Raw genomic sequence first — 25783 nt, 5'->3', positions numbered from 1 at the left:
AACAAGGGGCACTGATTTTTTAACGTTTTACCGTCCAGCTTACGGTTTCACCCGCCAGGAAGGGGATCAGCGTGTCGTCCGTCAGGGCAATGGACTCCTCAACGTGGCTCGCTTTACGCTCCAGTTCGATGAAGGTGTCGTTGACCGGCAGGCCGTAGAAGCGCGGGCCGTTAAGGGAGCAGAATGCTTCGAAATGTTCCAGCGCGTTCATCTCTTCAAACACGGTTGCGTAGCTGGCAAGCGCCGTTGGGGCGTTGAAGCAGCCTGCACAGCCGCAGCTCGCCTCTTTACGATGGCGGGCGTGAGGCGCGGAATCGGTACCGAGGAACGCGCGGGAGAATCCGCTGGCGACCAGCTCGCGCAGCGCCTGCTGGTGGATGTTGCGCTTAAGAATAGGCAGGCAGTAGAGGTGAGGGCGCACCCCACCCACCAGCATGTGGTTACGGTTAAACATCAGGTGCTGTGGCGTAATGGTGGCGGCGATAAGATCGTTGCCGTCACGCACGTACTCTGCCGCGTCTTTGGTGGTGATATGCTCGAAGACCACCTTCAGCGCCGGCAGGCGCTGGCGCAAAGGCTCCATCACGGTCTCGATAAAACGGGCTTCGCGGTCGAAGATATCAATCTCGGCATGCGTTACTTCGCCGTGAACCAGCAGCGGCATACCCAGTTTCTGCATGCGTTCCAGCACCGGCATAATGGCATCAATGCTGGTGACGCCGTGGCTGGAGTTGGTGGTGGCATTCGCCGGGTAGAGTTTCGCTGCCGTAAAGACGCCTTCGTTAAACCCGCGCTCCACTTCGTTCGGATCCAGTGAATCGGTCAGATAGCAGGTCATCAACGGGGTAAAATCGTGTCCCGCAGGAACGGCGTCGAGAATGCGCTGGCGATAGGCTATCGCGGCATCGACGGTGGTGACTGGTGGCACCAGGTTAGGCATGACAATCGCGCGGCCATAAATTTCGCTGGTATAAGGCACGACGGTTTTCAGCATATCGCCATCACGCAGATGGATATGCCAGTCGTCAGGGCGGCGGATTTTAAGAACCTGGGGTTGTGCAGTCATGGAAGCTCCGGCTTGTCAGGAATCAGTCATAAGGATGGCTGTTTTTGCCGGACACAAATCATAAGCGGAAACGTTTTCGTTTGCACACTTTTCCGTGAAAAAAAAGGGCGCCGCAGCGCCCTTCAGGTTAATCGGTGAAAGGAATGATAATTTCGCCCGGTTTCACCTCTATGCCTTTTGCGTATTTTTTCGCCAGAGCTTCACCCTTGCTTTTGTCTTCGCTTAAGACGTACGCGGGCTGCTGGTTAAAGTAATTCCGCAGCGACTGATTCAGATAGGGCATCAGGGTTTGCAGAACTGGCGCCATCTTGTCCGGAGACACCTTCGCGTCGACCACTTCCATCTCCTGCAGGAAAATCGCCCCTTTCTCTTTGTTGAAAACAGGCAGTGCCTTCAGCTTGAGCTTGATGTTGGCTTTCTGATTGCCAAAGAGGGAGGACATATCGAGGTCCGCATCACCGGCCAGGGTGACTTTGTTTGGCTCTTCACGTCCGATTTGACTGGTGAGGTTTGTGAGCACGATATGCGCATCGGCAAGACCCGGTACGCCAATGTCTTTCGAGAAATTGTTATGTTTTTCCAGCGCCTGATTAATTTCCTGTTCACTGACGGTGTATTGCGTGAGCTGGTTACAGCCAACCAGCAGGCCGCTGACAATCAATGCCGCGGCTAAGACAATTTTCTTCATAGTGTTCCTCAACGAAAAATCGGCGCTTCTGTCCTGTTACGCCAGTATGTCAGCGTGAATGGGCAGAAACCAGCAGAAAAAACTGAGAAGTGGGGCGGGAAGGGCTCCCGCCCGAGGGAAAGGCTACGCGCCAGGCTCGAGCATGCCGCTCGCGCTGCGTTTCTGGCTGAACTGCCACCACAGGGCGAGTAGCGTCATAAAGCCCACCACGCCCAGCATCATCCACGGAAGTTCAGGTTGATTTAACGCTTTGCCAGCATCAAACAACCAGCCGCCGCCGGCGTAACCTAATGCCCCGCCAAGCGCCAGCCCCAGTCGGCTGAACCCCATATAGCTGCCGCGTGCACGCGCATCCGCAAGCGAGGCGCTCAGCGTTTCGCGGGCAGGCTCGGCGATGATCGAGCCAATATAGAACGTGCAAATCAGCGTAAACAGCTGCTGGAGCGTGTTCACCAGGCCGATCGGCATCATGCTCAGCGTCATCAGGAACAGTCCGGCCATCAGGCGATGCTCCAGGCGAAAACGCCGCTCGCTCCAGCGGGCAATCGGATAGAGGAGCGTTAACGACAGGCAGGCTTCGATGGCGTACATCCATTTCACCGCCGCAGGGGTACCTGCAATGTCGTTAACCATGATCGGCAGCATCAGCATGACCTGCACGGCCAGCATGTAATATCCCGTCAGGGTCAACACATAGGTGACAAAACGTCTGTCGCGCAGGACGCGGCCCAGCCCTTCCCGAACCGGCGCTTTCACCGTTGACAGTTTCCACGCCGGCAGGAACAGGCCATTAAACAGCGCGCACAGCATAAAGAGCACCGCCCCAGCCGCGCAGACCAGACGGAAGTCATACTGCAGCAGCCAGCTTCCCAGCAGGGCGCCGATAACCGCCCCGGCACTGTCCTGCATCATCAGAATGGAGAAGAAACGGCCGCGGTGCTGCGGGCGAATCAGCTTTACCACCAGCGCGGTGCGGGGCGGATCGAACAGCGTGCCCCCGATACCGGAGAGGAAACAGGAGAACCAGAGCAGCCAGGGCTCCTGGGCGACCGCCATCGTGGCAAACCCTGCCGCGCGCAGCAGCATACCGGTGACGATCATCGGTTTCGCGCCAAAGCGGTCGGCGATAGCCCCGCCAAAGACGCCCAGGCCCTGCTGGACAAACTGGCGTAGCCCCAGGGCAATGCCGACCATTAATGCCGCCCAGCCCATCTGATCGACAAAGCGGATCGAAATAAGCGGAAAAACGACAAAAAAGCCGAGCACGACCAGCATGTTATCGACGAGCAGGAAATATTTACCCAGGCTCCTGGCCTGTGATACGCGGGACATTTTCCCTCCAGGGAAAATAAGATGGTGAGCACGCTAACATTCTGCGGTGTCGCCGCGTTTTTTCCCACCCCTGCACGTGACAATATTTTTTTATCAAAAGGGTGCTTTGATAGAGAGTTCTCATCGAAAAATGTGAAAAGAGGTGAAAATGGTATGTCACTGTTTTCACAGACGGCGCAGGCGCAGGTATAGTAAAGCTAATGGGCAAGCTGAAGTGACGGGAAGGAGTGGTATCGATGTTTGGCTATCGCAGTAATGTGCCAAAAGTGCGTCTGACAACGGACAGGCTGGTCGTTCGTCTGGTGCATGAGCGTGATGCCTGGCGTCTGGCGGATTATTACGCCGAGAATCGCCAGTTTTTAAAACCCTGGGAACCCGTTCGGGATGAGAGCCATTGTTACCCTTCCGGCTGGCAGGCGCGCCTCAGCATGATTACGGAATTTCACAAGCAGGGCAGCGCGTTTTATTTCGCGCTGCTGGATCCTGAAGAGAAAGAGATTATCGGGATCGCCAATTTTTCAAACGTGGTGCGGGGATCGTTTCACGCCTGCTACCTGGGCTACTCCATCGGCCAGAAGTGGCAGGGGCAGGGGCTGATGTACGAGGCGCTGACGGTAGCGATCCGCTATATGCAACGCACCCAGCACATTCATCGCATTATGGCGAACTATATGCCGCATAACCAGCGCAGCGGAAATCTGCTGGCGCGTTTAGGGTTCGAGAAAGAGGGTTACGCCAAAGACTATCTGCTGATAGACGGAGAGTGGCGCGACCACGTTCTGACGGCATTAACCACCCGGGACTGGACTGCAGGTCGTTAAGGAGAAAAGATGAAGTATCAGCTAAACGGTACAGAAGCGCGCGTGATTGGGTGCTTACTCGAAAAACAGGTCACCACGCCGGAGCAGTATCCGCTGTCCGTCAACGCCGTGACCATGGCCTGCAACCAGAAAACCAACCGCGAGCCGGTGATGAACCTCAGCGAGCATGAGGTTCAGGACGTGCTGGATGCGCTGGTCAAACGCCACTATCTGCGCACCGTCAGCGGCTTCGGCAACCGCGTGACCAAATACGAACAGCGCTTCTGTAACTCCGAATTCGGTGACCTGAAGCTGAGCAGTGCGGAAGTGGCGGTCATCACCACGCTGCTGCTGCGCGGAGCGCAGACGCCGGGAGAACTGCGCACGCGCGCTTCCCGCATGCATGAGTTCAGCGATATGCAGGAGGTCGAGCAGACCCTCGAAGGGCTGGCCGCGCGTGAAGACGGTCCTTACGTGGTGCGTCTGGCGCGCGAGCCGGGCAAGCGTGAAAGCCGCTATATGCACCTGTTCAGCGGTGACGTTGATAGTTCAGTTAAATCCAGCGCAACCGACATAACGGCCGTAGATGATGATTTGGTTGCCCGCGTAGCGGCGCTGGAAGACGAGGTCGCCGGGCTGAAACAGCGTCTGGATGCCCTGCTGGCACATTTGGGAGACTGACGGTGAAAAAATTACGCATTGGCGTAGTAGGGCTGGGCGGTATTGCACAAAAAGCCTGGCTGCCGGTTCTGGGGGCAGCGACGGACTGGACGCTGCAAGGGGCATGGTCACCCACGCGCGAGAAGGCCGAGCGGATCTGCGAAACCTGGCGTATGCCGTATGCGGCGTCGCTTCAGGATCTGGCCCGCGAGTGCGATGCGGTCTTTGTGCATACCTCAACGTCTACCCACTATCAGGTCGTGAGCGAGCTGCTCAATGCGGGCGTTCACGTTTGCGTGGATAAACCGCTGGCGGAAAATGTTCCGGACGCGGAACGCCTGATTGAACTGGCGGCGCGTAAAAAACTGACGCTGATGGTCGGCTTCAACCGCCGCTTCGCGCCCCTTTACCAGCAGCTTAAGGCACAGTCGGGCACGTTTGCCTCGCTGCGGATGGATAAGCACCGCACGGACAGCATCGGGCCGAACGATTTGCGCTTCACGCTGCTGGATGATTATCTCCACGTTGTGGATACGGCGCTGTGGCTCGCCGGCAGCAACGCGCAGCTGCAAAGTGGCACGCTGCTCACGAACGAGCAGGGTGAAATGGTCTACGCCGAACACCATTTCGCGATTGACCATCTGCAGGTAACTACCAGCATGCATCGTCGTGCCGGCAGCCAGCGAGAATGCGTCCAGGCCGTCACCGACGGGGCGTTGTACGACATTACCGACATGCGTGAATGGCGGGAAGAGAAGGGCAGAGGCGTGATGACGCTCCCCGCGCCTGGCTGGCAGAGCACGCTTGAACAGCGCGGTTTTGCCGGTTGCGCCCGCCACTTCATCACCTGCGTGCAAAATCAGACGGTTCCTGAAACGTCCGGCGAGCAGGCCATCATGGCGCAGCGCATTGTGGAAAGGCTCTGGCGCGAGGCCATGAGTGAATAACTCGCTGTAACATCTGCGGATAGTAATTCGTTGAAATCCGGGTAGACTAAGCGCCGCTTGTAGGCTTTGCCGGGTGGCGCTTACGCTTGCCCGTCCTGGAAATCCGTATGGTTCTGGAAATTCACGTTAATGAACTTATTAAAATCGCTGGCGGCCGTCAGCTCGATGACCATGTTTTCCCGCGTGCTGGGTTTTGCGCGCGACGCCATTGTGGCAAGGGTATTTGGTGCAGGGATGGCCACGGACGCCTTTTTCGTCGCGTTCAAATTACCGAACCTGCTGCGTCGTATTTTTGCGGAAGGGGCGTTTTCCCAGGCATTCGTCCCGATCCTGGCAGAATATAAAAGCAAGCAGGGCGAGGACGCCACGCGCGTCTTTGTGTCTTATGTCTCCGGCCTGCTGACGCTGGCGCTGGCGGTGGTGACCGTCCTCGGGATGCTGGCCGCGCCCTGGGTGATTATGGTGACCGCGCCCGGCTTTGCCGATACGGCCGACAAGTTTGCCCTGACCTCGCAGCTGTTGCGCATTACTTTCCCCTATATTCTGCTGATCTCGCTGGCCTCGCTGGTGGGGGCGATCCTCAATACATGGAACCGCTTCTCTGTACCGGCGTTTGCGCCGACGTTTCTTAACGTCAGCATGATCGGCTTTGCCCTGTTCGCCGCCCCGCACTTCAACCCGCCGGTGCTGGCGCTGGCCTGGGCGGTCACCGTCGGCGGCGTGCTGCAGCTGGCGTATCAGCTGCCGCACCTGAAAAAAATCGGCATGCTGGTGCTGCCGCGCATCAACCTCAAAGATGCCGGGGCGATGCGCGTCATCAAGCAGATGGGGCCCGCCATTCTCGGCGTCTCTGTCAGCCAGATCTCGCTGATTATCAACACCATCTTTGCCTCGTTCCTGGTGTCCGGCTCGGTTTCCTGGATGTACTACGCCGACCGCCTGATGGAGTTTCCGTCCGGGGTGCTGGGCGTGGCGCTGGGGACCATCCTGCTGCCGTCGCTGTCGAAAAGTTTTGCCAGCGGCAATCATGATGAGTATTGCCGCCTGATGGACTGGGGCCTGCGTCTCTGCTTCCTGCTGGCCCTGCCAAGCGCGGTGGCGCTGGGTATTCTGGCCAAACCGCTGACGGTGTCGCTCTTCCAGTACGGGAAATTCACTGCCTTCGATGCCGCCATGACCCAGCGCGCGCTGATTGCCTACTCGGTGGGGCTGATGGGGCTGATCGTGGTGAAAGTGCTGGCGCCGGGCTTTTACTCGCGTCAGGACATTAAAACGCCGGTAAAAATTGCCATCGTGACGCTGATTATGACGCAGCTGATGAACCTGGCGTTTATTGGTCCGCTGAAACATGCCGGCCTGTCATTATCGATTGGTCTCGCGGCCTGTCTGAATGCCGGGCTGCTGTACTGGCAGCTGCGCAAGCAGGATATTTTCACGCCGCAGCCGGGTTGGGGCAGTTTCCTGGTGCGTCTGATCGTTGCGGTACTGGTGATGTCTGCCGCGCTGCTTGGCATGATGCACGTGATGCCGGAGTGGTCCCTGGGCACGATGCCTTATCGTCTGATGCGCCTGATGGCCGTGGTGTGCGTTGGGGTGGTGGCGTATTTTGCCACGCTCGCGGTGCTGGGTTTCAAAGTCAAAGAGTTTGCCCGCCGGACGGCATAAACGCCAAAAGGGGAGTTCACCTCATGGTGCTCCCCACTGCATGATGAGTCGCTTATGCGTCAAATCGAAATCTTTTTCACACCTGCAATACGCGCCGTCGCCGTCTGACCATCCGCACCGTACAGACCGGTTTCTTTATGCGGTTTCAACACCTCAAGCGCCTGCTGATTACGCTCAATCTGCCCTTCCAGTAGCCAGCCGTTATGCTGGTTAAGATCGCGCAGGTGCTGGGTTTTTTCAGTAATGGTCTGCCAGCGCTCAATAATATCGTCATTGGCGCTGCGCTTAGGATCTTGCTCAGCGCGTCGCTGCTGCTCCAGATAATCCAGCGTTGCCAGAAGCGAACTTTTGTCTTCAGTAATACGCTGCAGCGCGCTGCCGTTGATGTGACCGGAAGAGAGATGCTGCTGTTCAGCGTCCATTACCGTTTTCAGGTCGTTCAGGACAACCGTCATTTGATCCAGTATTTCTGACAGTCGACTCATACGGTTAGTTACTCTGTAAGAAACTCTGTGCTTCCTGAATCAGGGCATCAGCGATCTTGCTGGTATCCATTTTCAGCTCACCGTTACGAATAGCCGTTTTCAGCGCTTCAACACGTTCCATATTGATATCGTTGCTGCCCGGCTGCATCAGTTTTGCCTGCGCGTCGCTCAGGGTCACGCTGGTGCTGTTGGACGTTGACGGTTTTTCCAGACGCGTTTTCTGCGCCGTTGCGTCATTCGTTTCGCGAGGTTGTACAGCGCTTACCGGCTTCAGGGCTGATGTACGATCAATGCTCATAGTGTTGTCCTCATCGAGGGTTCGCGGCGTTTGCGCCTGACATCATCATTAGTGGAATATTTATCGGCACGCGCCGCGAAATCTTTAAAAAGATTATAGGTTAATCAGAATTTTCCCATCAGCATCGACGGTTCCGCTCACCACCTGGCCTGAGGACATTCTGACGCGGGCGTTTTGCGCCACCGCGGCATTGTTCAACGCTTTCCCTTCACTGTTGATGCTAAAGCCATCTCCGTTGGCCACCACCATCACCTGTTGGCCTGCTTTTACCCGCCATGCCTGACGCAGCATGGAGATCTGTATCGGCTGGCCTGGCGCGACGTCGCGCAGGCTGACGGCGTCCTGTGCCTGGTTAATATCCAGCATGGTGCGTGGCGGCAGCTGATCCAGACGGCCGCGCTTCAAGGTCACGCTGTTTGTCTGCAGTACGCTGCCGCGCGCAATGGGCACGGCGGCGACAACATAATTGCCCGTCGCCTGAACGGCAACCTGTAAATAGCGTTTTTCGTTGGCGCAGCGTGCCAGCACGTTCACATTCCCCCAGAGCTTTGTGAACCCTACCACGCTGAAGGACGGCTGGTCGCACGTCGGGTACAGATTCGGTGGCGTGCGCACGGTAACGGTCACGTCATCGCTAAAGCCTGCCAGTTTTTCAGCAAAAAAAGCCGTTAGCCTATCCTGTATCCCTTCAGCCTGCGCCAGAGGGCTTAACAGCAAGAGAGTCGCCACCAGACCACGTTTTAACGTTTGCATCGCAAGTTCCACCGTTTCCAGAGTTGAACGAATTCTACCTGCAGTGGTTTTGCATCAACGGAATAAATAGCGACGCATTTTGCGCTTATTCCGTCGATAGGGGAGACCGGGTGAGATTTAAGCTGTGAACTGAAATTTTGCCATCAGCGGAGGAGACATGCTCGATAAACTCGACGCCGCGTTACGTTTTCAGCAGGAAGCGCTCAACTTACGCGCCCAGCGGCAGGAGATTTTAGCCGCCAATATCGCTAACGCCGATACCCCGGGGTATCAGGCGCGCGATATTGATTTTTCCAGTGAACTCAAAAAGGTGATGGAGCGTGGACGTGCCGAAGGAACGGGTGTTGCACTTGCCATGACATCCTCTCGCCATATTCCTGCTCAGGCGATGACCGCGCCAGCGACCGATTTACTTTATCGCATTCCCGATCAGCCCTCACTCGACGGTAACACCGTGGATATGGACCGGGAGCGTACCCAGTTTGCCGACAACAGCCTGAAATACCAGACGGGCCTGACCGTACTTGGCGGACAAATCAAAGGCATGATGAACGTCCTGCAGGGGGGGAACTGATAGATGGCCTTGCTGAATATTTTTGATATCGCCGGTTCGGCGTTAACCGCACAGTCCAAGCGCCTGAACGTGGCCGCCAGTAACCTGGCGAACGCCGACAGCGTCACCGGACCCGACGGCCAGCCCTATCGCGCCAAACAGGTTGTCTTTCAGGTCGATGCTGCGCCAGGCGCGGCGACGGGCGGCGTGAAGGTCTCGGATGTAGTGGAGAGCCAGGCCCCGGACAGACTGGTATATGAGCCGGGTAACCCACTGGCGGATGCCAGCGGATACGTGAAGATGCCAAACGTGGATGTGGTGGGTGAGATGGTGAACTCCATGTCGGCTTCCCGTAGCTACCAGGCCAACGTCGAAGTGCTTAATACCGTGAAGAGCATGATGCTCAAAACACTCACTCTCGGCCAGTAAAGGAGACATGCATGTCCATCGCCGTAAATGTGAATGATCCGACGAACTCGGGTGTTAACAACACAAAGAGTACGACGGGTTCTAACTCCCTGACGGGGAGTAACGCCGCCGATCTTCAGGGCAGCTTTCTGACGCTGCTGGTGGCGCAGCTTAAGAACCAGGATCCCACTAACCCGATGCAGAACAACGAACTGACCACGCAGCTTGCGCAGATCAGCACCGTTAGCGGCATTGAGAAACTCAACACCACCCTTGGTTCCGTCTCTGGACAGATTAATAGCGCCCAGTCTCTGCAGGCGGCAAGCCTGATTGGCCACGGGGTGATGATCCCGGGAACCACGATTCTTGCGGGCACCAGCACCACCGACGGTACATCGACCACCACCACTACGCCGTTCGGCGTTGAATTGCAGCAGGCGGCTGACAAAGTGACGGCGACGATCACCGACTCAACCGGCGCCGTGGTTCGCACCATCGACATCGGCGAGCTGAAGGCGGGCGTTCACACCTTTACATGGGACGGCAGCCTGACCGACGGCACGAAAGCACCAAACGGTGCTTACAAAGTCGCGATCAGCGCCAGCAACGGGACGACCCAGCTGGTGGCGCAGCCGCTGCAGTTCGCGCTGGTCCAGGGCGTGATTAAAGGAAGCGACGGCAACAAACTGGATTTGGGAACCTCTGGTTCCACCACACTCGACGAAGTTCGGCAGATTATCTAAGCCTTAACACTTATCAGGAGTAAGTCATGGCCTTTTCTCAAGCGGTCAGCGGCCTGAATGCTGCGGCCACCAACCTGGACGTCATTGGCAACAACATCGCCAACTCCGCGACCTATGGTTTTAAATCCGGTTCTGCTTCCTTTGCAGACATGTTTGCCGGCTCCAAAGTCGGCCTGGGCGTGAAAGTTGCGGGCATCACGCAGGACTTTAGCGACGGCACCACCACCAACACCGGTCGTGGCCTGGACGTTGCCATCAGCCAGAACGGTTTCTTCCGTATGGTCGACCCCAACGGCTCTGTGTTCTACAGCCGTAACGGCCAGTTCAAGCTGGATGAAAACCGTAACCTGGTGAACATGCAGGGGATGCAGTTAACCGGTTATCCGGTTGCCGGGACGCCATCAACGGTTCAGACCGGTGCGAACCCGCAGGTCATTAATATCCCAACCACGCTGATGGCCGCGAAGTCCACCACCACGGCTTCCCAGCAGATTAACCTGAATTCCACCGATACCGCGCCGACCACCGCCTTTGATCCGGCTAATCCGGACACGTACAACAAAAAAGGTACGGTGACCGTCTTTGATAGCCAGGGTAATGCGCACAACATGAACCTGTTTTATGTCAAAGATGCGACCCCAGCTAACTCCTGGAAAGTGTATGCCCAGGACGGTAGCGTCGCAGGCAGCACGGCGGCACTCGCCACCACGCTGACCTTCGATAATAACGGTACGCTGACCGGTGGTGGAAATATCAACATCACTACCGCGACCATCCCAGGTGCGACGCCAGCGACCTTCGCCATGAGTTTTGCTAACTCCATGCAGCAGAACACCGGTGCGAACAATATCGTCGCGACCAGCCAGAATGGTTTTAAACCAGGCGACCTGGTGAGCTACCAAATCAATGACGACGGCACTGTGGTCGGTAACTATTCCAATGAGCAGACCCAGGTTCTGGGCCAGATCGTGCTGGCAAACTTCGCCAACAACGAAGGTCTGAAATCGGAAGGCGACAACGTCTGGTCTGCCACCCAGTCCTCCGGCGTGGCGCTGCTGGGTACTGCCGGAAGCGGTAACTTCGGCACGCTGACCAACGGTGCGCTGGAAGCCTCTAACGTCGATCTGAGTAAAGAGCTGGTGAACATGATCGTCGCGCAGCGTAACTATCAGTCGAACGCGCAGACCATCAAAACCCAGGATCAGATCCTCAACACGCTGGTTAACCTGCGTTAAGCGGCTAACAGGAAAGCGCAATGGATCACGCAATATATACCGCGATGGGCGCGGCAAGTCAGACGCTCAATCAGCAGGCCGTTACCGCCAGCAACCTGGCAAACGCCTCAACGCCGGGCTTTCGCGCGCAGCTTAATGCGCTGCGCGCGGTGCCGGTAGAAGGGCTTTCCCTGCCGACCCGTACGCTGGTGACGGCATCAACCCCTGGTGCCGATATGACGCCAGGGCAGATGGATTACACCTCACGCCCGCTGGACGTGGCTCTGCAGCAGGACGGCTGGCTGGCGGTGCAAACGGCGGACGGTAGCGAAGGCTATACCCGTAACGGGAACATCCAGGTGAGCGCGACGGGCCAGCTGACGATTCAGGGGCATCCGGTGATGGGGGAAGCGGGTCCGCTGACCGTACCGGAAGGCTCTGAGCTGACTATCGCTGCGGACGGCACCATTTCGGCGCTCAACCCGGGCGACCCGGCCAATACCGTTGCGCCCGTCGGTCGTCTGAAGCTGGTCAAGGCGGAAGGCAAAGAGGTGCAGCGTGGCGACGACGGCATGTTCCGTCTGACCCAGGCGGCGCAGGCGACGCGGGGTGCCACCTTACAGGCCGATCCGAGCATCCGCGTGATGTCTGGTGTTCTGGAAGGCAGTAACGTCAAGCCGGTCGAAGCCATGACCGACATGATCGCCAGCGCCCGTCGTTTTGAAATGCAGATGAAGATCATCAGCAGCGTCGATGAAAACGCGGGCAAGGCTAACCAACTTCTGGCTATGAGTTAACAGGATTCCTTATGATCAGTTCTTTATGGATCGCGAAAACTGGCCTGGACGCCCAGCAAACCAATATGGACGTGATTGCCAACAACCTGGCAAACGTGAGCACCAATGGTTTCAAGCGTCAACGCGCCGTTTTCGAAGATTTGCTTTATCAAACCATCCGCCAGCCGGGCGCGCAGTCTTCTGAACAGACGACGCTGCCATCGGGCCTGCAGATCGGTACCGGTGTTCGTCCGGTGGCGACCGAGCGTCTGCACAGCCAGGGCAACCTGTCTCAGACCAACAACAGCAAAGACGTGGCGATCAAAGGCCAGGGCTTCTTCCAGGTGCAGCTGCCTGACGGGACTTCTGCCTACACCCGCGACGGCTCGTTCCAGGTCGATCAGAACGGCCAGCTGGTGACGGCGGGCGGTTTCCAGGTTCAGCCTGCGATTACCATCCCGGCGAACGCCCTGAGCATTACCATCGGACGTGACGGTGTGGTCAGCGTAACCCAGCAGGGGCAGGCCGCGCCGGTTCAGGTTGGGCAGCTCAACCTGACCACCTTCATGAACGATACCGGTCTGGAAAGCATTGGTGAGAACCTCTACACCGAGACGCAATCCTCCGGTACGCCAAATGAGAGCACCCCGGGCCTGAACGGCGCGGGCCTGCTGTATCAGGGCTATGTTGAAACCTCCAACGTGAACGTGGCGGAAGAGCTGGTGAATATGATCCAGGTTCAGCGCGCGTATGAAATTAACAGTAAAGCAGTGTCGACGACCGACCAGATGCTGCAGAAACTGACGCAACTCTAAGGTGTAGCCCGGTGCGGTAAACGCCGCGCCGGCTCCCTGTTTTCGAAGATGAAGGCAATGCAAAAAAACGCGGCGTTTCGTTATCCGATACTGACTGTTCTGGCCGTCACCCTCAGCGGGTGTGCCTGGATCCCGTCTAAACCTTTGGTCCAGGGTGCGACGACTGCCCAACCCGTTCCTGGCCCTGCGCCAGTAGTCAACGGCTCCATTTTCCAGACCGCGCAGCCGATTAATTACGGCTATCAGCCGCTGTTTGAAGATCGCCGCCCGCGTAACGTCGGCGATACATTGACCATTGTGCTGCAGGAAAACGTCAGCGCGAGCAAGAGCTCGTCGGCGAACGCCAGCCGTGATGGCAAAACGAATTTTGGCTTCGATACCGTCCCGCGCTACCTGCAGGGACTGTTCGGCAACGCGCGTGCTGATGTCGATGCCTCTGGCGGCAACACCTTTAACGGTAAAGGTGGCGCGAACGCCAGCAACACCTTCAGCGGCACGCTGACGGTCACGGTTGACCAGGTACTGGTTAACGGCAACTTACACGTGGTGGGTGAAAAACAGATCGCCATCAACCAGGGCACTGAATTCATTCGCTTCTCGGGCGTGGTTAACCCTCGCACCATCAGCGGCACCAACACCGTTCCGTCCACCCAGGTGGCGGATGCGCGCATTGAGTACGTCGGTAACGGCTACATTAATGAAGCGCAAAATATGGGTTGGCTGCAGCGCTTCTTCCTTAACTTATCGCCGATGTAAGCGAGGTGACCCATGTTTAAATCGATCTTCGCCGTGGCGCTCGCGCTGGTGGCAACGTTTGCCCATGCTGACCGTATTCGCGATCTCACCAGCGTTCAGGGCGTGCGTGAAAACTCGCTGATTGGCTATGGCCTGGTGGTGGGGCTGGACGGTACCGGTGACCAGACGACCCAGACCCCCTTTACCACCCAAAGTCTGAACAACATGCTTTCCCAGCTCGGCATTACCGTGCCGGCGGGAACTAACATGCAGCTGAAAAACGTGGCGGCAGTAATGGTCACCGCGTCCTACCCGGCGTTTGCGCGTCAGGGACAGACCATTGACGTGGTAGTCTCCTCAATGGGTAACGCCAAAAGCCTGCGCGGCGGTACGCTGCTGATGACTCCGCTGAAAGGCGTCGACAGCCAGGTTTATGCGCTGGCGCAGGGGAACATTCTGGTCGGCGGTGCGGGTGCATCCGCAGGCGGAAGCAGCGTGCAGGTGAACCAGCTCAACGGCGGACGGATTACCAACGGGGCGATCATTGAGCGTGAACTGCCGACCCAGTTTGGCGCGGGCAACACCATTAACCTGCAGCTCAATAATGAAGACTTCACGATGGCGCAGCAGATTGCCGATACCATCAACCGCAGCCGCGGCTACGGTAATGCCACGGCACTCGATGCGCGTACCGTGCAGATCCGTACCTCCACCGGCAGCAGCAACCAGGTGCGCATGCTGGCCGATATCCAGAATATGGAAGTGAACGTTCCGGTCCAGGATGCGAAGGTGATCATCAACTCCCGTACCGGCTCGGTGGTGATGAACCGGGAAGTGTCGCTCGACAGCTGTGCCGTGGCGCAGGGGAACCTGTCGGTGACGGTGAACCGCTCCGCTAACGTCAGCCAGCCGGACACGCCGTTTGGCGGTGGTCAGACGGTGGTAACCCCGCAAACGCAGATTGATTTACGTCAGAGCGGTGGGTCTTTACAGAGCGTGCGATCAAGCGCCAACCTGAACAGCGTGGTGCGCGCCCTGAACGCCCTGGGCGCAACGCCGATGGATCTGATGTCCATTCTGCAATCGATGCAAAGCGCGGGCTGCCTGCGCGCCAAACTGGAAATCATCTAATGCTGACCGATAGCAAACTGTTGACCAGTGCAGCCTGGGACGCCCAGTCGCTCAACGAACTGAAAACCAAAGCAGGCAAAGACCCGGCGGCGAATATCCGCCCGGTCGCCCGCCAGGTGGAAGGAATGTTTGTACAGATGATGCTGAAGAGCATGCGCGAAACCCTGCCGAAAGACGGGATGTTCAGCAGCGATTCAACGCGTCTCTACACCAGCATGTATGACCAGCAGATTGCGCAGCAGATGACCGCCGGGAAAGGCCTCGGTCTGGCTGACATGATTGTCAAGCAGACCGAAGCCGCGCAGGGCATTCAGCCTCAGGATCAGCCGCAGCAGGTACCGATGAAGTTCGACCTGGAAACGGTGACCAGCTATCAGAACCAGGCTCTGACGCAAATGGTGCGTAAAGCCATGCCGAAAGCCACGGGCAGCGGCGATGAGCCGCTCTCCGGTGACAGCAAAGACTTCCTGGCGCAGCTTTCTCTGCCTGCGCGCCTTGCCAGCGAACAGAGCGGCGTGCCGCATCACCTGATTCTGGCGCAGGCCGCGCTGGAGTCGGGCTGGGGTCAGCGCCAGATCCGCAAGGAAAACGGCGAACCGAGCTTCAACATCTTCGGCGTGAAAGCCACCTCCAGCTGGAAGGGGCCAACCACGGAGATCACAACCACCGAATACGAGAACGGTGCGGCGGTGAAGGTCAAAGCCAAATTCCGCGTCTACAGCTCGTATCTGGAAGCCTTGTCCGATTATGTTGGCCTGCTGAGACGAAATCCGCGCTATACCGCCGTGACGCAGGCGGCGACGGCGGAGCAGGGCGCTCAGGCGCTGCAAAACGCGGGCTACGCGACCGACCCGAACTATGCGCGTAAGCTCACCAGCATGATCCAGCAGCTGAAATCCATGGGCGAGAAGGTCAGCAAAGCCTATAGCACAGATATTGAAAATCTGTTCTGAAAGTTCTCAAGTCCCGGTGGAGGTTGCCGATAACCTTCATCAGGACTCGTGTCTGAACGTATAAAAGGAACCCCCATGTCCAGTTTGATTAACAGCGCCATGAGTGGCCTCAGTGCCGCGCAGTCGGCACTCAATACCGTCAGTAATAATATTTCAAGCTATAACGTGGCAGGCTATACCCGCCAGACCACGGTGCTGGGCGCATCTAACAGCACGCTGACCGGCGGTGGCTGGGTGGGTAACGGGGTGTATGTCTCCGGTGTCCAGCGTGAGTATGACGCCTTCATCACCAATCAGCTGCGCGCCGCGCAGACGCAGAGCAGCGGCCTGACGACGCGCTATCAGCAGATGTCAAAAATCGACGATGTGCTCTCCGATACCACCAACTCGCTCTCCACCACGCTGCAGGACTTTTTCAAAAGCCTGCAAACGCTGGTGAGCAACGCGGAAGATCCGGCGGCGCGTCAGACGGTGCTGGGTAAAGCGGGCGGTCTGGTCAATCAGTTCAAAACCAACGATCAGTATCTTCGTGACCAGGATACGCAGGTGAACACCGCGATTAGCACCAGCGTTTCTCAGATCAACAACTATGCCAAACAGATTGCCAACCTGAACGATCAGATTTCCCGTCTGACCGGCGTCGGTGCGGGCGCATCGCCTAACGATCTGCTTGACCAGCGCGATCAGCTCGTCACTGAGCTGAACAAAATCGTCGGCGTGGAAGTGTCTGTGCAGGATAGCGGCACGTATAACATCTCTTTCGGCAACGGTTACAGCCTGGTGCAGGGCAGCAAAGCTAACCAGCTGGCGGCCGTGAAGTCCAGCGCCGATCCGTCCCGTACCACCGTGGCCTATGTCGATGACGTGGCCGGGAACGTAGAGATCCCGGAAAAGATGATCACCACCGGTTCTTTGGGTGGTTTACTGACCTTCCGCACGGAAGATCTGGATAAAGCTCGTAACACCCTGAACCAGATGGCGCTGGCCTTTGCCGATTCGATGAACACGCAGCATGAAGCCGGCTTTGACGCTAACGGTGATGCGGGCGGTAAGCTGTTCAACTTTGGTTCTCCGGCGGTGCTGTCCAACAGCAAGAACGGCGGGTCGGCGGTTGTTACGGCCTCTGTGGCGGACAGCAAACAGGTCCAGGCGACAGACTATAAGCTGCAGTTCAACGGCACTGACTGGACGATCACCCGTACATCAGACAAAACCAGCTTTACGATGAGCCCGGATGCCAGCGGCAACCTGTCGTTTGATGGTCTTAACGTCAACGTGAGCGGCACGGCAAATACCAAAGACAGCTTTACCGTGAAGCCGGTTTCCGACGTCATCATGAACATGGATCTGGCGATCAGCGACGAGTCCAAACTGGCGATGGCGTCCGTGCAGACCGGCGGTGAGAGCGACAACCGCAATGGCCAGAAAATGCTCGAATTGCAAAACAGCAAAGTGGTAGGCGGGAACAAAAGCTTCAACGATGCGTATGCCTCGCTGGTAAGTACTGTCGGGAGTTCTACGGCCTCACTGAAAGTAAGCAGCCAGACGAAAGCCGATGTAGAAACGCAGCTGATCAGACAGCAGCAGACCATCTCTGGGGTAAACCTCGACGAAGAGTATGGCAATTTGCAGCGTTATCAGCAGTATTACCTGGCAAACGCCCAGGTTCTCCAGACTGCCAGTACGCTCTTCGATGCAATTATCAACATCCGTTAAGGTTGAGGTGAACAATGCGTATTAGCACCCAGATGATGTATGAGCAGAACATGCGTGGGATCACCGACTCCCAAAGCAGATGGCTGAGTTATGGTGAACAAATGTCCACCGGCAAGCGCGTCAATCGTCCGTCCGATGATCCGATCGCGGCTTCGCAGGCTATTGTTTTGTCACAATCTCAGTCACAAAACAGCCAATTTGCTCTGGCGCGAACCTTTGCCACGCAAAAGGTCTCACTGGAAGATAACGTATTGGCACAGGTGAATAGCGCGATCTCAAGCGTGCGGGAGAAACTGGTCTACGCGTCAAACGGCACACTAAACGATGACGATCGTCTTGCTCTGGCGACCGATATTCAGGGGATCCGCGATCAGCTTATGAACCTGGCCAACACGACGGACGGTAATGGTCGCTTTATCTTTGCGGGATACAAAACCGAGAGCGCACCGTTTGATTCCGTAACCGGCGAGTACAGGGGCGGCGCTGAAGCCATCACCCAGCAGGTTGATACGGCGCGAAATATGGCGATTAGTCATACCGGCCAGCAGATTTTCGAAAGCATTACCAGTAATGCGGAGCAATTGCCGGGTGGTGGTTATGGCGAGACAAACATGTTCAAAATCCTGGATTCTGCCGTCGCTGCGCTGAAGACGCCGATTGAGAACGATCCGGCTGCAGCTGCAGTCCAGAACCAGGTGATTGCAAATGCGCAAATCGGTATTCAGAACACCGAGAACAATATTCTGACAGTCGTTGCGGATGTGGGCACCAAGATGAACGAGCTGGAAAAACTCGATACGCTGGGTAATGACCGCGCGCTGGGCCAGACCAAGCAGATGAGCGACCTGGTTGATGTCGACTGGAACGAAGCGATTTCCTCTTACACCATGCAGCAGGCGGCCTTGCAGGCGTCTTATAAAGCGTTTAGCGATATGCAGGGCATGTCTCTGTTCCAGCTGAACAAATAACATCTTGACCTCTTAGAACATGTCTTGAAACTGGGCATGTTTTGCTGCCCAATCCGTCTGGATTGGGCATTTTTTTTATGCGACTTCTGCCGTTACTGAGGCGACACGCGCGCTTTCTATCAGACGGATGACCAGCGCAATGACGCCACAGACGGTGGCCAGTGCGACCACACCCGTCCAGCCAGCCAGCGAGTAGATATTGCTGCCTAACGCGGACCCCAGCGCCATCCCGATAAAGACGACCGTAAAGAGCAGGGCGTTGAGACGACCACGCGCCTGCGGTTCAAGGCTGTACACCAGGTTCTGATGGGCGACCAGGCTGGACTGCAGGCCCAGGTCGAACCCGACGGCAGAGATGGCGATCAGCATCAGCTGTCCATGAACGCCCAGCGCGGGCATCAGGAACATCAGGGCGAAAGAGACGGTCACAAGAACGGCACCAAGCTGCGTGACTTTTCCTGCCCCCAGTTTGTCCGCCAGACCCCCCGCCAGTGGGGCAGCTAACGCACCCGCGGCACCGGCAATACCAAAACCACCTGCGACGGCACTACCCAGGTGATAGCGTTCCAGCAGCATGACCGCAAGCGTTGACCAGAAGGCGCTAAAGGCAATCGACAGGAAACCCTGAGCCAGCGCCGCGCGGCGCAGCGCCGGGTAGCGACGCCACAGGTGTTCCATCGAGCGCATCAGCGCGGGGTAGCTCAGCGTGGAGTGAATGGCAAAACGGGGAAGTACAAACCACATCATTACCCCGATGAACGCAATGCTCGCCGCTGCCAGCTGGTACATGACGCGCCAGCCAAACGCTTCGCCCACTACGCCGCTTACGGTTCTTGATAATAAGATACCCATCAGCAGCCCGGTCATTACCGTGCCCACGGTTTTCCCCTGTTTGCCTTCCGGCGCAAGAATGGCCGCGGCAGGGACGATATCCTGTGCCATGGTGGCGGCCATGCCGATAAGCAGGCTTGCCAGCAGCAGAGAGTGGATCTGCCCGGTCCGGCTACAGCCGAGAAGAAACAGCGCCAGCGCCGCGCTTTTGATCAAAATTAACGTCCTGCGGTCGTGGCGATCGCCCAGAGGAAGCAGGAACAGGATGCCAAGCGCGTAGCCTGCCTGCGTTAATGTTGGCACCAGGCCCATACCTTCAATACTCAAATGCAGGTCGGCACCCATCAGCGGCAGCAGGGGCTGCGCGTAATAGATTGATGCCACGCTGAAGCCAGCCCCCAGAGCCAGCATAAAGATCACCCAGCGGCTTACAGCATGGGAAGTCGTTGTTGTGTTCATAATTTGTTCCTCATTCATCGTGTGCGGCTATTTTTTATCAGCACGCCTTGCGACGGTAGCGGGCCCGGTGGTAAAACGCTTATACGTTGAACGTATAAGTGAAAATGCGATGAAAAGAGCTGAGCGTATAGACAGGGTTGAGCTAATGCGGACGTTTGTCCGCATTGTTGAGGCGGGTTCGCTCTCTGCGGCGGCGCGGCAGCTGGCAACGACCCAGGCCACGGTAAGCCGACGGCTGCAGTCGCTTGAAACCATGCTGGGCGTGCGCCTGTTGTTGCGTACCACCCACACGACGCGGCTAACGGATGACGGCGAGCGCTGCTATCAGCACGCCCGTCGGGTGATTGACAGCTGGCTGGCGCTGGAGGATGAGGTGGGGCAGACGGAAGATGAGCCTGTAGGCGTGCTGCGGGTGCGGGCGCCGCACGCGTTTGGTCAGGATCAGCTTCTGAAACCCGTAACCGAATTTTTGCAACGCTATCCGCAGCTTTCGATTGAGTGGATGCTCAACGATCGGTCGGCGGATTTCCTCGGCGACAACCTTGACTGTGCTATTCGGGTGGGCGTGGAGGTCGATCCGGCAACCGTATCCGTACTGCTGGCGGAGGTGCCGCGCTCGGTGGTGGCTTCTCCGGCACTGCTGGCCCGCTTCCCGGCGGTGAATACGCCGGAGGATTTGCAGCAGTTTCCCTGGATAGCCATCAGCTCTTTCTACCAGCGCCACGTGGAGCTTTTTCACGATGCCGCGTCCGCCACCGCGCGGATTGCTATTACGCCACGGCTCAGCACCGACAGCCTGTATGTCGCACGCAATACGGCACTTACCGGCCTTGGCGTGGCCGTGGTATCCAGCTGGACGGTACAGGACGATATTCGGGAAGGGCGGCTGGTGCATTTGCTGCCCGAGTGGCAGCCCGCGGCGCTACCGGTACATCTGGTTTATCCCTGGTCCCGTTATTATCCGGCACGCTTGCGGCGATTTCTGGAGTTGATGCGGCAGGTCATGCCGGAGGTGACCGGGATGAGAAAGCCTGTTCAGCAGCCATAAAAAAGCCGACCCAAGGGTCGGCTTTTTACTTCAGTGTCGTTTGTCGTTATTCGACAGACTGTGGACGCGTTGCCGGTGCAGTCGCCTGATGCGTTGCACTGTGACCACCGGCTGCGCCTTTACCTTCGAAGCTGAAGGCCGGGCGAACCCAGTCGCTGTGACGCGGCGCTTCAGGCACGTAATCCGGCGCCGGGGCGCGGGTCATCGGTGCTGTTGCCACGTGGGCAGCGGCTGGCGCAGAAACAACCGGCTCAGGCTTCACTTCTGGCTCTTTCGGCTCTTCAACAACCGGTTCAACCTGAATCTCAACATCCTGAACGACCTCTTCAGCGGTGGTTTCGACGAGGGTTTCAGCGGCTTCTTCTACCGCGGCTACAGGTTCAGCCTCTTCAGCGATTTCCTCAGCCACCACGACATCTTCTTCAGCAATAAGCTGCGGTGCGGCATCAACCGGCGCGGCAATCACTTCCGGATGCGTGGTTTCGACGTCCGCGGCCTGAGGTGCTTCAGTTTCAACAACCTGAGGTTCAACCACGGTTGCCGTTTCAGTCACGACCTCTTCTACCGCTGCTACAGGTGCAATGACCTCTTCCGTTACCGGCTGTTCTTCAACAACCTGCTCCGGGCGAGCAACAGGGTAGCGGATCCAGACTTTGCCGGAAGCCATTTCTGGTGAAGCACAGGCAACGGTCAGCGGCATTGGAGACTGAGTCGGGTACCGCTCGTCACGATAGCGACGACGGCGCTGACCGCTGACGCGCAGATGACGTGGGGAACGACGTGAACGGCGCGGCATACCGGCGTTATCACGGTTTTCACCGTTTTCATCCTGCTCAATGTTGTTATCAACGACCGCTGGCAGGTCAACTTTTGCCAGCTGCGTACCGGTTGCGCTCTCGCGAGTTTCAACCGCAACGTTTGCTGTCTCTTCGGTTGCTTCAGAGGCGAAGCGGACTTTCTGAGCAAGCTGGCGCTGCTTACGGCGCGGCATGACCTGAGTACGTTCTTCCTGCTCGCCGTCCTGCTGTTCAACAGGCTCTTCGCGGTTCAGGTTTTTGACTTCCTGCTGTGCCTGACGTTTCTCGTCGTTACGGCGACGGTTGCGTTCACGGCGCGGCTGCTGGTCGTCACGCTGTTTGCTCTTCTCAGACTCATCGCCCGCCTGCTGGCGAATTTCACGATCTTCAACATTCTGCTGCTGTTTCTCGCGACGGTTGCGACGGTTGTCTTCGCGTTGCTCACGGCCTTCGTTATTGTCAGAGCGGTTGTCACGGTTGTCACGACGCTCGTTGCGCTCATTACGATCGCTACGGTCATTACGGTCGCGGCGGTTGTTCTGACGCTTACGGCGGTCCTGCTGACGTTCAGGCTTGGCCGCTTTTGGCTCTTCTTTCGGCTGCTCTGGCTGAACTTCCTCACCGGCAAACATCTTCTTCAGCGCGCCGAAGAAGCGGCTCAGCAGACCCGGCTGCGCTGGCTGTGCTTTCGCTGCCGTCGCTTCTGGTTTCTGCGCCGCAGGTTTGGCCGCTGGTTTTTCCAGGGCGGCTTCCGGTGGGGCTTCTGGCATGATGAAGGTCGCTAACGCAGGCTGCTCTGGCAGCTTACGCTCTGCTGGCTCGTCATCAGATGGCAGGGCCATCTCTTCTTCGTGCAGCTTCGGCAGCAGGTAGCTGAGCGTTGACGTCTCTTCGCCTTTACGGACACGCAGCACGTGGTAGTGCGGGGTTTCCATCTGATCGTTTGGCACGATGATGCAGCGAACACCACCCTGACGTGCTTCAATGGCACTGACCGCAGCACGTTTTTCGTTCAACAGGTAGGACGCAATTGGCACAGGCACAATCGCGTGAACCTCTTTGGTATTCTCTTTCAGCGCTTCTTCTTCAATCAGACGCAGGATAGAGAGGGACAGCGATTCGTTATCACGCACGGTACCGGTGCCGGAGCAGCGTGGGCAGACGTGATGGCTGGACTCACCCAGCGATGGGCTCAGACGCTGACGGGACATCTCCAGCAGGCCAAAGCGTGAGATATGGCTAATCTGAATACGCGCACGATCCTGACGCACCGCTTCGCGCAGACGGTTTTCTACCGCACGCTGGTGACGAACAGGGGTCATGTCGATGAAGTCGATAACAATCAGACCACCCAGGTCGCGCAGGCGGAGCTGGCGGGCGATTTCATCAGCGGCTTCAAGGTTGGTGTTGAAGGCGGTCTCTTCGATGTCGCCGCCGCGGGTTGCACGCGCGGAGTTGATGTCGATAGCGGTCAGCGCTTCAGTGGTATCGATAACGATAGAACCGCCGGATGGCAGACGCACTTCACGCTGGAAGGCGGACTCAATCTGGGATTCGATCTGATAGTGGCTGAACAGCGGGATTTCACCGGTATACAGCTTAATTTTGCTGGTGAAATCCGGACGGCCCAGCGCGGCGATGTGCTGGCGCGCCAGCTCAAGCACTTTCGGGTTATCGATCAGAATCTCACCGATGTCCTGACGCAGGTAGTCACGGAAGGCACGCACGATCACGTTGCTTTCCTGGTGGATCAGGAACGGAGCAGGGCGGCTTTCCGCTGCTTTCTGGATGGCTTCCCAGTGCTTCAGACGGAAGCTGAGGTCCCACTGCAGCGCTTCGGCGGATTTCCCGACGCCTGCGGTACGCACGATAAGCCCCATGCCGTCAGGCAGTTCAAGGCTTGCCAGCGCTTCTTTCAGCTCGGTACGGTCATCACCTTCGATACGGCGAGAGATACCACCCGCACGCGGGTTGTTTGGCATCAGCACCAGATAGCTCCCCGCCAGGCTGATAAAGGTTGTCAGTGCGGCACCTTTGTTGCCACGCTCTTCTTTATCAATCTGAACGATAACTTCCTGACCTTCACGCAGAACATCTTTGATGTTTGGGCGGCCATGGGCGTTGTAGTTTGCAGGGAAATATTCGCGGGCGATTTCTTTCAGAGGGAGGAAACCATGACGCTCAGCACCGTAATCGACAAATGCAGCTTCAAGGCTTGGTTCAATGCGGGTGATTTTGCCTTTGTAAATGTTCGCTTTTTTCTGTTCGTGTCCAGGACTTTCGATATCCAGATCGTACAGGCGCTGCCCATCCACAAGGGCGACACGCAACTCTTCTTGCTGAGTTGCGTTGATTAACATTCTTTTCATCGTAACTTACTCGTTATTCTTACATTGACGACAAAGCTGCGGGCAAGGTGACGCTTTCCGGGGTATGAACCGATGGCCTCGTGTCTGTTCACGTCGCCAACCTCACGGTTGTCGCTCGCTTAAGAGGCGCAGAGTGTCGGTTGCCTGTGTTTCATACGGAAACACAGCGCAATTATCAGGGGAATTGCCTGGGTAGAACTCTCCAGAGAACAATCCTTATACCGGGAAGTACTGCAACCCGCAGCCCGCTAACTGCCTGAAAGATCAATACGTCTTACGCCATTGCTGCGTGGATGATCGGTCAGACAAAATTGGTCATTCCGTCGACATCCTTACAAAACCCGGATTTAACGCGGAAAACGACCTCATTATTCCACTGCTCGCCGGGTTATAGCAAGATGACTTTTACCAATTATCACCCGGTTACTCACAGTTTCTTCACCTCAAGGTGGTGATTGGTTTAATAACCACCAAATCGATTGCGTGAAACGGGGCGCAGGCCGGATAAAAGTAAATATAAGCATAGAAAAATGAGTGGCGCTAATGGCTGACGATATTTAGAATCGCCAACCATGAAAACAGAGACTCCAGCCGTAAAAATGGTTGCCATCGCCGAAGATGAAGCGGGGCAACGTATCGATAACTTTTTGCGCACCCAGTTGAAAGGGGTGCCAAAGAGCATGATTTACCGCATCCTGCGTAAGGGCGAAGTGCGGGTGAACAAAAAACGCGTGAAGCCCGAGTACAAACTCGAGGCGGGGGATGAAGTGCGTATTCCGCCGGTGCGCGTGGCAGAGCGTGAAGAAGAGACCGTTTCACCGAAGCTACAGAAAGTGGCGGCCCTGAGCGATGTCATCCTTTACGAAGATGACCACATTCTGGTGCTGAATAAACCGTCAGGAACGGCAGTCCATGGCGGTAGCGGCCTGAGCTTCGGTGTGATTGAAGGGCTCCGCGCCCTGCGCCCGGAAGCGCGTTTCCTTGAGCTGGTGCACCGTCTTGACCGTGACACCTCTGGCGTGCTGCTGGTAGCGAAAAAACGTTCTGCGCTGCGTTCCCTGCATGAACAGCTGCGTGAAAAAGGGATGCAGAAAGACTACCTGGCGCTGGTGCGCGGCCAATGGCAGCCCCATGTAAAAGTGGTGCAGGCGCCGCTGCTGAAGAACATTCTGCAAAGCGGCGAGCGTATTGTCCGCGTCAGCCAGGAAGGGAAACCGTCTGAGACGCGCTTTAAGGTTGAAGAGCGCTATGAGTTTGCCACGCTGGTGCGCTGCAGTCCGGTGACCGGTCGTACCCACCAGATCCGCGTACATACGCAGTTTGCAGGGCACCCCATCGCGTTTGATGACCGCTATGGCGACCGCGAGTTTGATAAGCAGCTGGCGGGAACGGGGCTATCGCGTCTGTTCCTGCATGCGGCAGCGCTGAAGTTTACCCACCCAAATACCGGTGAAGTCATCCGTATTGAAGCGCCGCTGGATGAGCAGTTGAAACGCTGCCTGAAGGTTCTGCGCGGCTGATTTTGCCCGGCGGCGCTGCGCTTGCACGGGCCTACGGTTTTGTAGGCCGGGTC

Annotated in this window: 25 protein-coding genes; 17 read left to right on the top strand and 8 right to left on the bottom strand. The window is 57.2% G+C overall.

All coding sequences use genetic code 11. The features are described from left to right. Positions 1–19: 19 nt before the first annotated feature. The 3 genes from pyrC to mdtH all read right to left on the bottom strand — a co-directional run bounded on the left by pyrC (position 20) and on the right by mdtH (position 3086). The gene (gene pyrC, locus LLF79_RS06625) at positions 20–1066 is read right to left on the bottom strand and encodes a dihydroorotase (RefSeq protein ID WP_021240774.1); all 1047 of its coding nucleotides are present in this window, start codon (positions 1064–1066) and stop codon (positions 20–22) included. A gap of 127 nt (positions 1067–1193) precedes the next feature. Then, complete coding sequence (locus LLF79_RS06620) at positions 1194–1754, bottom strand: lipoprotein (protein ID WP_008500824.1); 561 nt, start codon at positions 1752–1754, stop codon at positions 1194–1196. Between the two features lie 123 nt (positions 1755–1877). Further along, on the bottom strand, positions 1878–3086 hold the full coding sequence (gene mdtH, locus LLF79_RS06615; RefSeq protein WP_023292794.1) for a multidrug efflux MFS transporter MdtH: 1209 nt from the start codon (positions 3084–3086) through the stop codon (positions 1878–1880). Between the two features lie 236 nt (positions 3087–3322). Between mdtH and rimJ the strand changes: the two genes are divergently transcribed. From rimJ to murJ, 4 genes are all read left to right on the top strand, one after another. Further along, complete coding sequence (rimJ, locus tag LLF79_RS06610) at positions 3323–3907, top strand: ribosomal protein S5-alanine N-acetyltransferase (RefSeq protein ID WP_008500822.1); 585 nt, start codon at positions 3323–3325, stop codon at positions 3905–3907. Between the two features lie 9 nt (positions 3908–3916). After that, positions 3917–4567, top strand: coding sequence for a YceH family protein (locus LLF79_RS06605; RefSeq protein ID WP_021240772.1), 651 nt, complete (start codon positions 3917–3919; stop codon positions 4565–4567). Between the two features lie 2 nt (positions 4568–4569). Then, positions 4570–5493, top strand: a complete 924-nt coding sequence (locus tag LLF79_RS06600; protein ID WP_227879290.1) for a Gfo/Idh/MocA family protein — start codon at positions 4570–4572, stop codon at positions 5491–5493. Between the two features lie 129 nt (positions 5494–5622). Then, entirely contained in the window at positions 5623–7158 is a 1536-nt protein-coding gene (gene murJ, locus LLF79_RS06595) for a murein biosynthesis integral membrane protein MurJ (RefSeq protein WP_021240770.1), read from the top strand. A 59-nt stretch (positions 7159–7217) separates the two neighbouring features. Here the strand turns inward: murJ and flgN are convergent, their stop codons facing one another. The 3 genes from flgN to flgA all read right to left on the bottom strand — a co-directional run bounded on the left by flgN (position 7218) and on the right by flgA (position 8694). Further along, entirely contained in the window at positions 7218–7643 is a 426-nt protein-coding gene (gene flgN / locus LLF79_RS06590; RefSeq protein WP_008500818.1) for a flagella biosynthesis chaperone FlgN, read from the bottom strand. Between the two features lie 4 nt (positions 7644–7647). After that, complete coding sequence (gene flgM, locus LLF79_RS06585; RefSeq protein WP_008500817.1) at positions 7648–7941, bottom strand: flagellar biosynthesis anti-sigma factor FlgM; 294 nt, start codon at positions 7939–7941, stop codon at positions 7648–7650. Positions 7942–8034: 93 nt separating this feature from the next. Continuing rightward, the gene (gene flgA, locus LLF79_RS06580; RefSeq protein ID WP_135346081.1) at positions 8035–8694 is read right to left on the bottom strand and encodes a flagellar basal body P-ring formation chaperone FlgA; all 660 of its coding nucleotides are present in this window, start codon (positions 8692–8694) and stop codon (positions 8035–8037) included. A gap of 157 nt (positions 8695–8851) precedes the next feature. On the opposite strand from flgA, the gene flgB reads away from it, so the two are divergent. From flgB to flgL, 11 genes are all read left to right on the top strand, one after another. Beyond that, positions 8852–9268 carry a flagellar basal body rod protein FlgB gene (flgB, locus tag LLF79_RS06575; RefSeq protein WP_008500815.1) on the top strand — a complete coding sequence of 139 codons (417 nt, stop codon included), beginning with the start codon at positions 8852–8854 and terminating at the stop codon, positions 9266–9268. 3 nt (positions 9269–9271) lie between these two features. Next, on the top strand, positions 9272–9676 hold the full coding sequence (gene flgC / locus LLF79_RS06570) for a flagellar basal body rod protein FlgC (protein WP_008500814.1): 405 nt from the start codon (positions 9272–9274) through the stop codon (positions 9674–9676). Positions 9677–9687: 11 nt separating this feature from the next. Beyond that, positions 9688–10398, top strand: a complete 711-nt coding sequence (gene flgD / locus LLF79_RS06565) for a flagellar hook assembly protein FlgD (RefSeq protein WP_023343755.1) — start codon at positions 9688–9690, stop codon at positions 10396–10398. A 26-nt stretch (positions 10399–10424) separates the two neighbouring features. Next, the gene (gene flgE / locus LLF79_RS06560) at positions 10425–11633 is read left to right on the top strand and encodes a flagellar hook protein FlgE (protein WP_227879289.1); all 1209 of its coding nucleotides are present in this window, start codon (positions 10425–10427) and stop codon (positions 11631–11633) included. A gap of 20 nt (positions 11634–11653) precedes the next feature. Next, a complete protein-coding gene (locus LLF79_RS06555) occupies positions 11654–12409 on the top strand; it encodes a flagellar basal body rod protein FlgF (protein ID WP_008500811.1) in 756 nt (251 codons plus the stop codon). Between the two features lie 11 nt (positions 12410–12420). Continuing rightward, entirely contained in the window at positions 12421–13203 is a 783-nt protein-coding gene (gene flgG / locus LLF79_RS06550) for a flagellar basal-body rod protein FlgG (protein ID WP_008500810.1), read from the top strand. Positions 13204–13260: 57 nt separating this feature from the next. Then, a complete protein-coding gene (flgH, locus tag LLF79_RS06545; protein ID WP_008500809.1) occupies positions 13261–13959 on the top strand; it encodes a flagellar basal body L-ring protein FlgH in 699 nt (232 codons plus the stop codon). A gap of 12 nt (positions 13960–13971) precedes the next feature. Beyond that, a complete protein-coding gene (locus tag LLF79_RS06540; RefSeq protein WP_213373908.1) occupies positions 13972–15069 on the top strand; it encodes a flagellar basal body P-ring protein FlgI in 1098 nt (365 codons plus the stop codon). Next, positions 15069–16022, top strand: coding sequence for a flagellar assembly peptidoglycan hydrolase FlgJ (flgJ, locus tag LLF79_RS06535; RefSeq protein WP_032651315.1), 954 nt, complete (start codon positions 15069–15071; stop codon positions 16020–16022). The genes LLF79_RS06540 and flgJ overlap by 1 nt, the downstream gene beginning before the upstream one ends. Positions 16023–16097: 75 nt before the next feature. Then, positions 16098–17738: a flagellar hook-associated protein FlgK gene (gene flgK, locus LLF79_RS06530; protein ID WP_032651317.1), complete on the top strand. Its 1641-nt coding sequence runs from the start codon at positions 16098–16100 to the stop codon at positions 17736–17738. A 14-nt stretch (positions 17739–17752) separates the two neighbouring features. Further along, positions 17753–18706: a flagellar hook-associated protein FlgL gene (gene flgL, locus LLF79_RS06525; RefSeq protein WP_023618175.1), complete on the top strand. Its 954-nt coding sequence runs from the start codon at positions 17753–17755 to the stop codon at positions 18704–18706. Between the two features lie 75 nt (positions 18707–18781). On the opposite strand, the gene LLF79_RS06520 is transcribed toward flgL, so the two are convergent. Further along, positions 18782–19996 (bottom strand): MFS transporter, encoded by a 1215-nt coding sequence (locus LLF79_RS06520; protein ID WP_227879288.1) that lies wholly within the window; start codon positions 19994–19996, stop codon positions 18782–18784. A gap of 145 nt (positions 19997–20141) precedes the next feature. Between LLF79_RS06520 and LLF79_RS06515 the strand changes: the two genes are divergently transcribed. Beyond that, positions 20142–21044, top strand: coding sequence for a LysR family transcriptional regulator (locus LLF79_RS06515; protein ID WP_375542341.1), 903 nt, complete (start codon positions 20142–20144; stop codon positions 21042–21044). A gap of 46 nt (positions 21045–21090) precedes the next feature. Here LLF79_RS06515 and rne read toward each other — a convergent pair whose 3' ends face one another. Then, positions 21091–24210, bottom strand: coding sequence for a ribonuclease E (gene rne / locus LLF79_RS06510; RefSeq protein WP_227879286.1), 3120 nt, complete (start codon positions 24208–24210; stop codon positions 21091–21093). A gap of 572 nt (positions 24211–24782) precedes the next feature. Between rne and rluC the strand changes: the two genes are divergently transcribed. Beyond that, complete coding sequence (gene rluC, locus LLF79_RS06505; RefSeq protein ID WP_227879285.1) at positions 24783–25730, top strand: 23S rRNA pseudouridine(955/2504/2580) synthase RluC; 948 nt, start codon at positions 24783–24785, stop codon at positions 25728–25730. The last annotated feature ends 53 nt before the right edge of the window (positions 25731–25783 follow it).

Source organism: Enterobacter cloacae complex sp. 2021EL-01169 (genome assembly GCF_020733125.1).
GTDB classification, from domain to species: Bacteria; Pseudomonadota; Gammaproteobacteria; order Enterobacterales; family Enterobacteriaceae; genus Enterobacter; species Enterobacter roggenkampii.
Note: the sequence above shows the minus strand (reverse complement) of the source record. Positions and strands in the feature narration are given on the sequence as shown.

Coding starts and splice junctions, on each gene's coding strand:
- LLF79_RS06555 (WP_008500811.1), top strand. CDS start 11,654: ATGGATCACGCAATATATACCGCGATGGGCGCGGCAAGTCAGACGCTC.
- flgJ (WP_032651315.1), top strand. CDS start 15,069: ATGCTGACCGATAGCAAACTGTTGACCAGTGCAGCCTGGGACGCCCAG.
- rne (WP_227879286.1), bottom strand. CDS start 24,210: ATGAAAAGAATGTTAATCAACGCAACTCAGCAAGAAGAGTTGCGTGTC.
- flgN (WP_008500818.1), bottom strand. CDS start 7,643: ATGAGTCGACTGTCAGAAATACTGGATCAAATGACGGTTGTCCTGAAC.
- flgM (WP_008500817.1), bottom strand. CDS start 7,941: ATGAGCATTGATCGTACATCAGCCCTGAAGCCGGTAAGCGCTGTACAA.
- LLF79_RS06515 (WP_375542341.1), top strand. CDS start 20,142: ATGCGGACGTTTGTCCGCATTGTTGAGGCGGGTTCGCTCTCTGCGGCG.
- flgK (WP_032651317.1), top strand. CDS start 16,098: ATGTCCAGTTTGATTAACAGCGCCATGAGTGGCCTCAGTGCCGCGCAG.
- flgE (WP_227879289.1), top strand. CDS start 10,425: ATGGCCTTTTCTCAAGCGGTCAGCGGCCTGAATGCTGCGGCCACCAAC.
- flgB (WP_008500815.1), top strand. CDS start 8,852: ATGCTCGATAAACTCGACGCCGCGTTACGTTTTCAGCAGGAAGCGCTC.
- mdtH (WP_023292794.1), bottom strand. CDS start 3,086: ATGTCCCGCGTATCACAGGCCAGGAGCCTGGGTAAATATTTCCTGCTC.
- LLF79_RS06520 (WP_227879288.1), bottom strand. CDS start 19,996: ATGAACACAACAACGACTTCCCATGCTGTAAGCCGCTGGGTGATCTTT.
- LLF79_RS06620 (WP_008500824.1), bottom strand. CDS start 1,754: ATGAAGAAAATTGTCTTAGCCGCGGCATTGATTGTCAGCGGCCTGCTG.
- pyrC (WP_021240774.1), bottom strand. CDS start 1,066: ATGACTGCACAACCCCAGGTTCTTAAAATCCGCCGCCCTGACGACTGG.
- LLF79_RS06605 (WP_021240772.1), top strand. CDS start 3,917: ATGAAGTATCAGCTAAACGGTACAGAAGCGCGCGTGATTGGGTGCTTA.
- flgL (WP_023618175.1), top strand. CDS start 17,753: ATGCGTATTAGCACCCAGATGATGTATGAGCAGAACATGCGTGGGATC.
- murJ (WP_021240770.1), top strand. CDS start 5,623: ATGAACTTATTAAAATCGCTGGCGGCCGTCAGCTCGATGACCATGTTT.
- LLF79_RS06540 (WP_213373908.1), top strand. CDS start 13,972: ATGTTTAAATCGATCTTCGCCGTGGCGCTCGCGCTGGTGGCAACGTTT.
- flgG (WP_008500810.1), top strand. CDS start 12,421: ATGATCAGTTCTTTATGGATCGCGAAAACTGGCCTGGACGCCCAGCAA.
- flgH (WP_008500809.1), top strand. CDS start 13,261: ATGCAAAAAAACGCGGCGTTTCGTTATCCGATACTGACTGTTCTGGCC.
- rimJ (WP_008500822.1), top strand. CDS start 3,323: ATGTTTGGCTATCGCAGTAATGTGCCAAAAGTGCGTCTGACAACGGAC.
- rluC (WP_227879285.1), top strand. CDS start 24,783: ATGAAAACAGAGACTCCAGCCGTAAAAATGGTTGCCATCGCCGAAGAT.
- flgA (WP_135346081.1), bottom strand. CDS start 8,694: ATGCAAACGTTAAAACGTGGTCTGGTGGCGACTCTCTTGCTGTTAAGC.
- flgC (WP_008500814.1), top strand. CDS start 9,272: ATGGCCTTGCTGAATATTTTTGATATCGCCGGTTCGGCGTTAACCGCA.
- flgD (WP_023343755.1), top strand. CDS start 9,688: ATGTCCATCGCCGTAAATGTGAATGATCCGACGAACTCGGGTGTTAAC.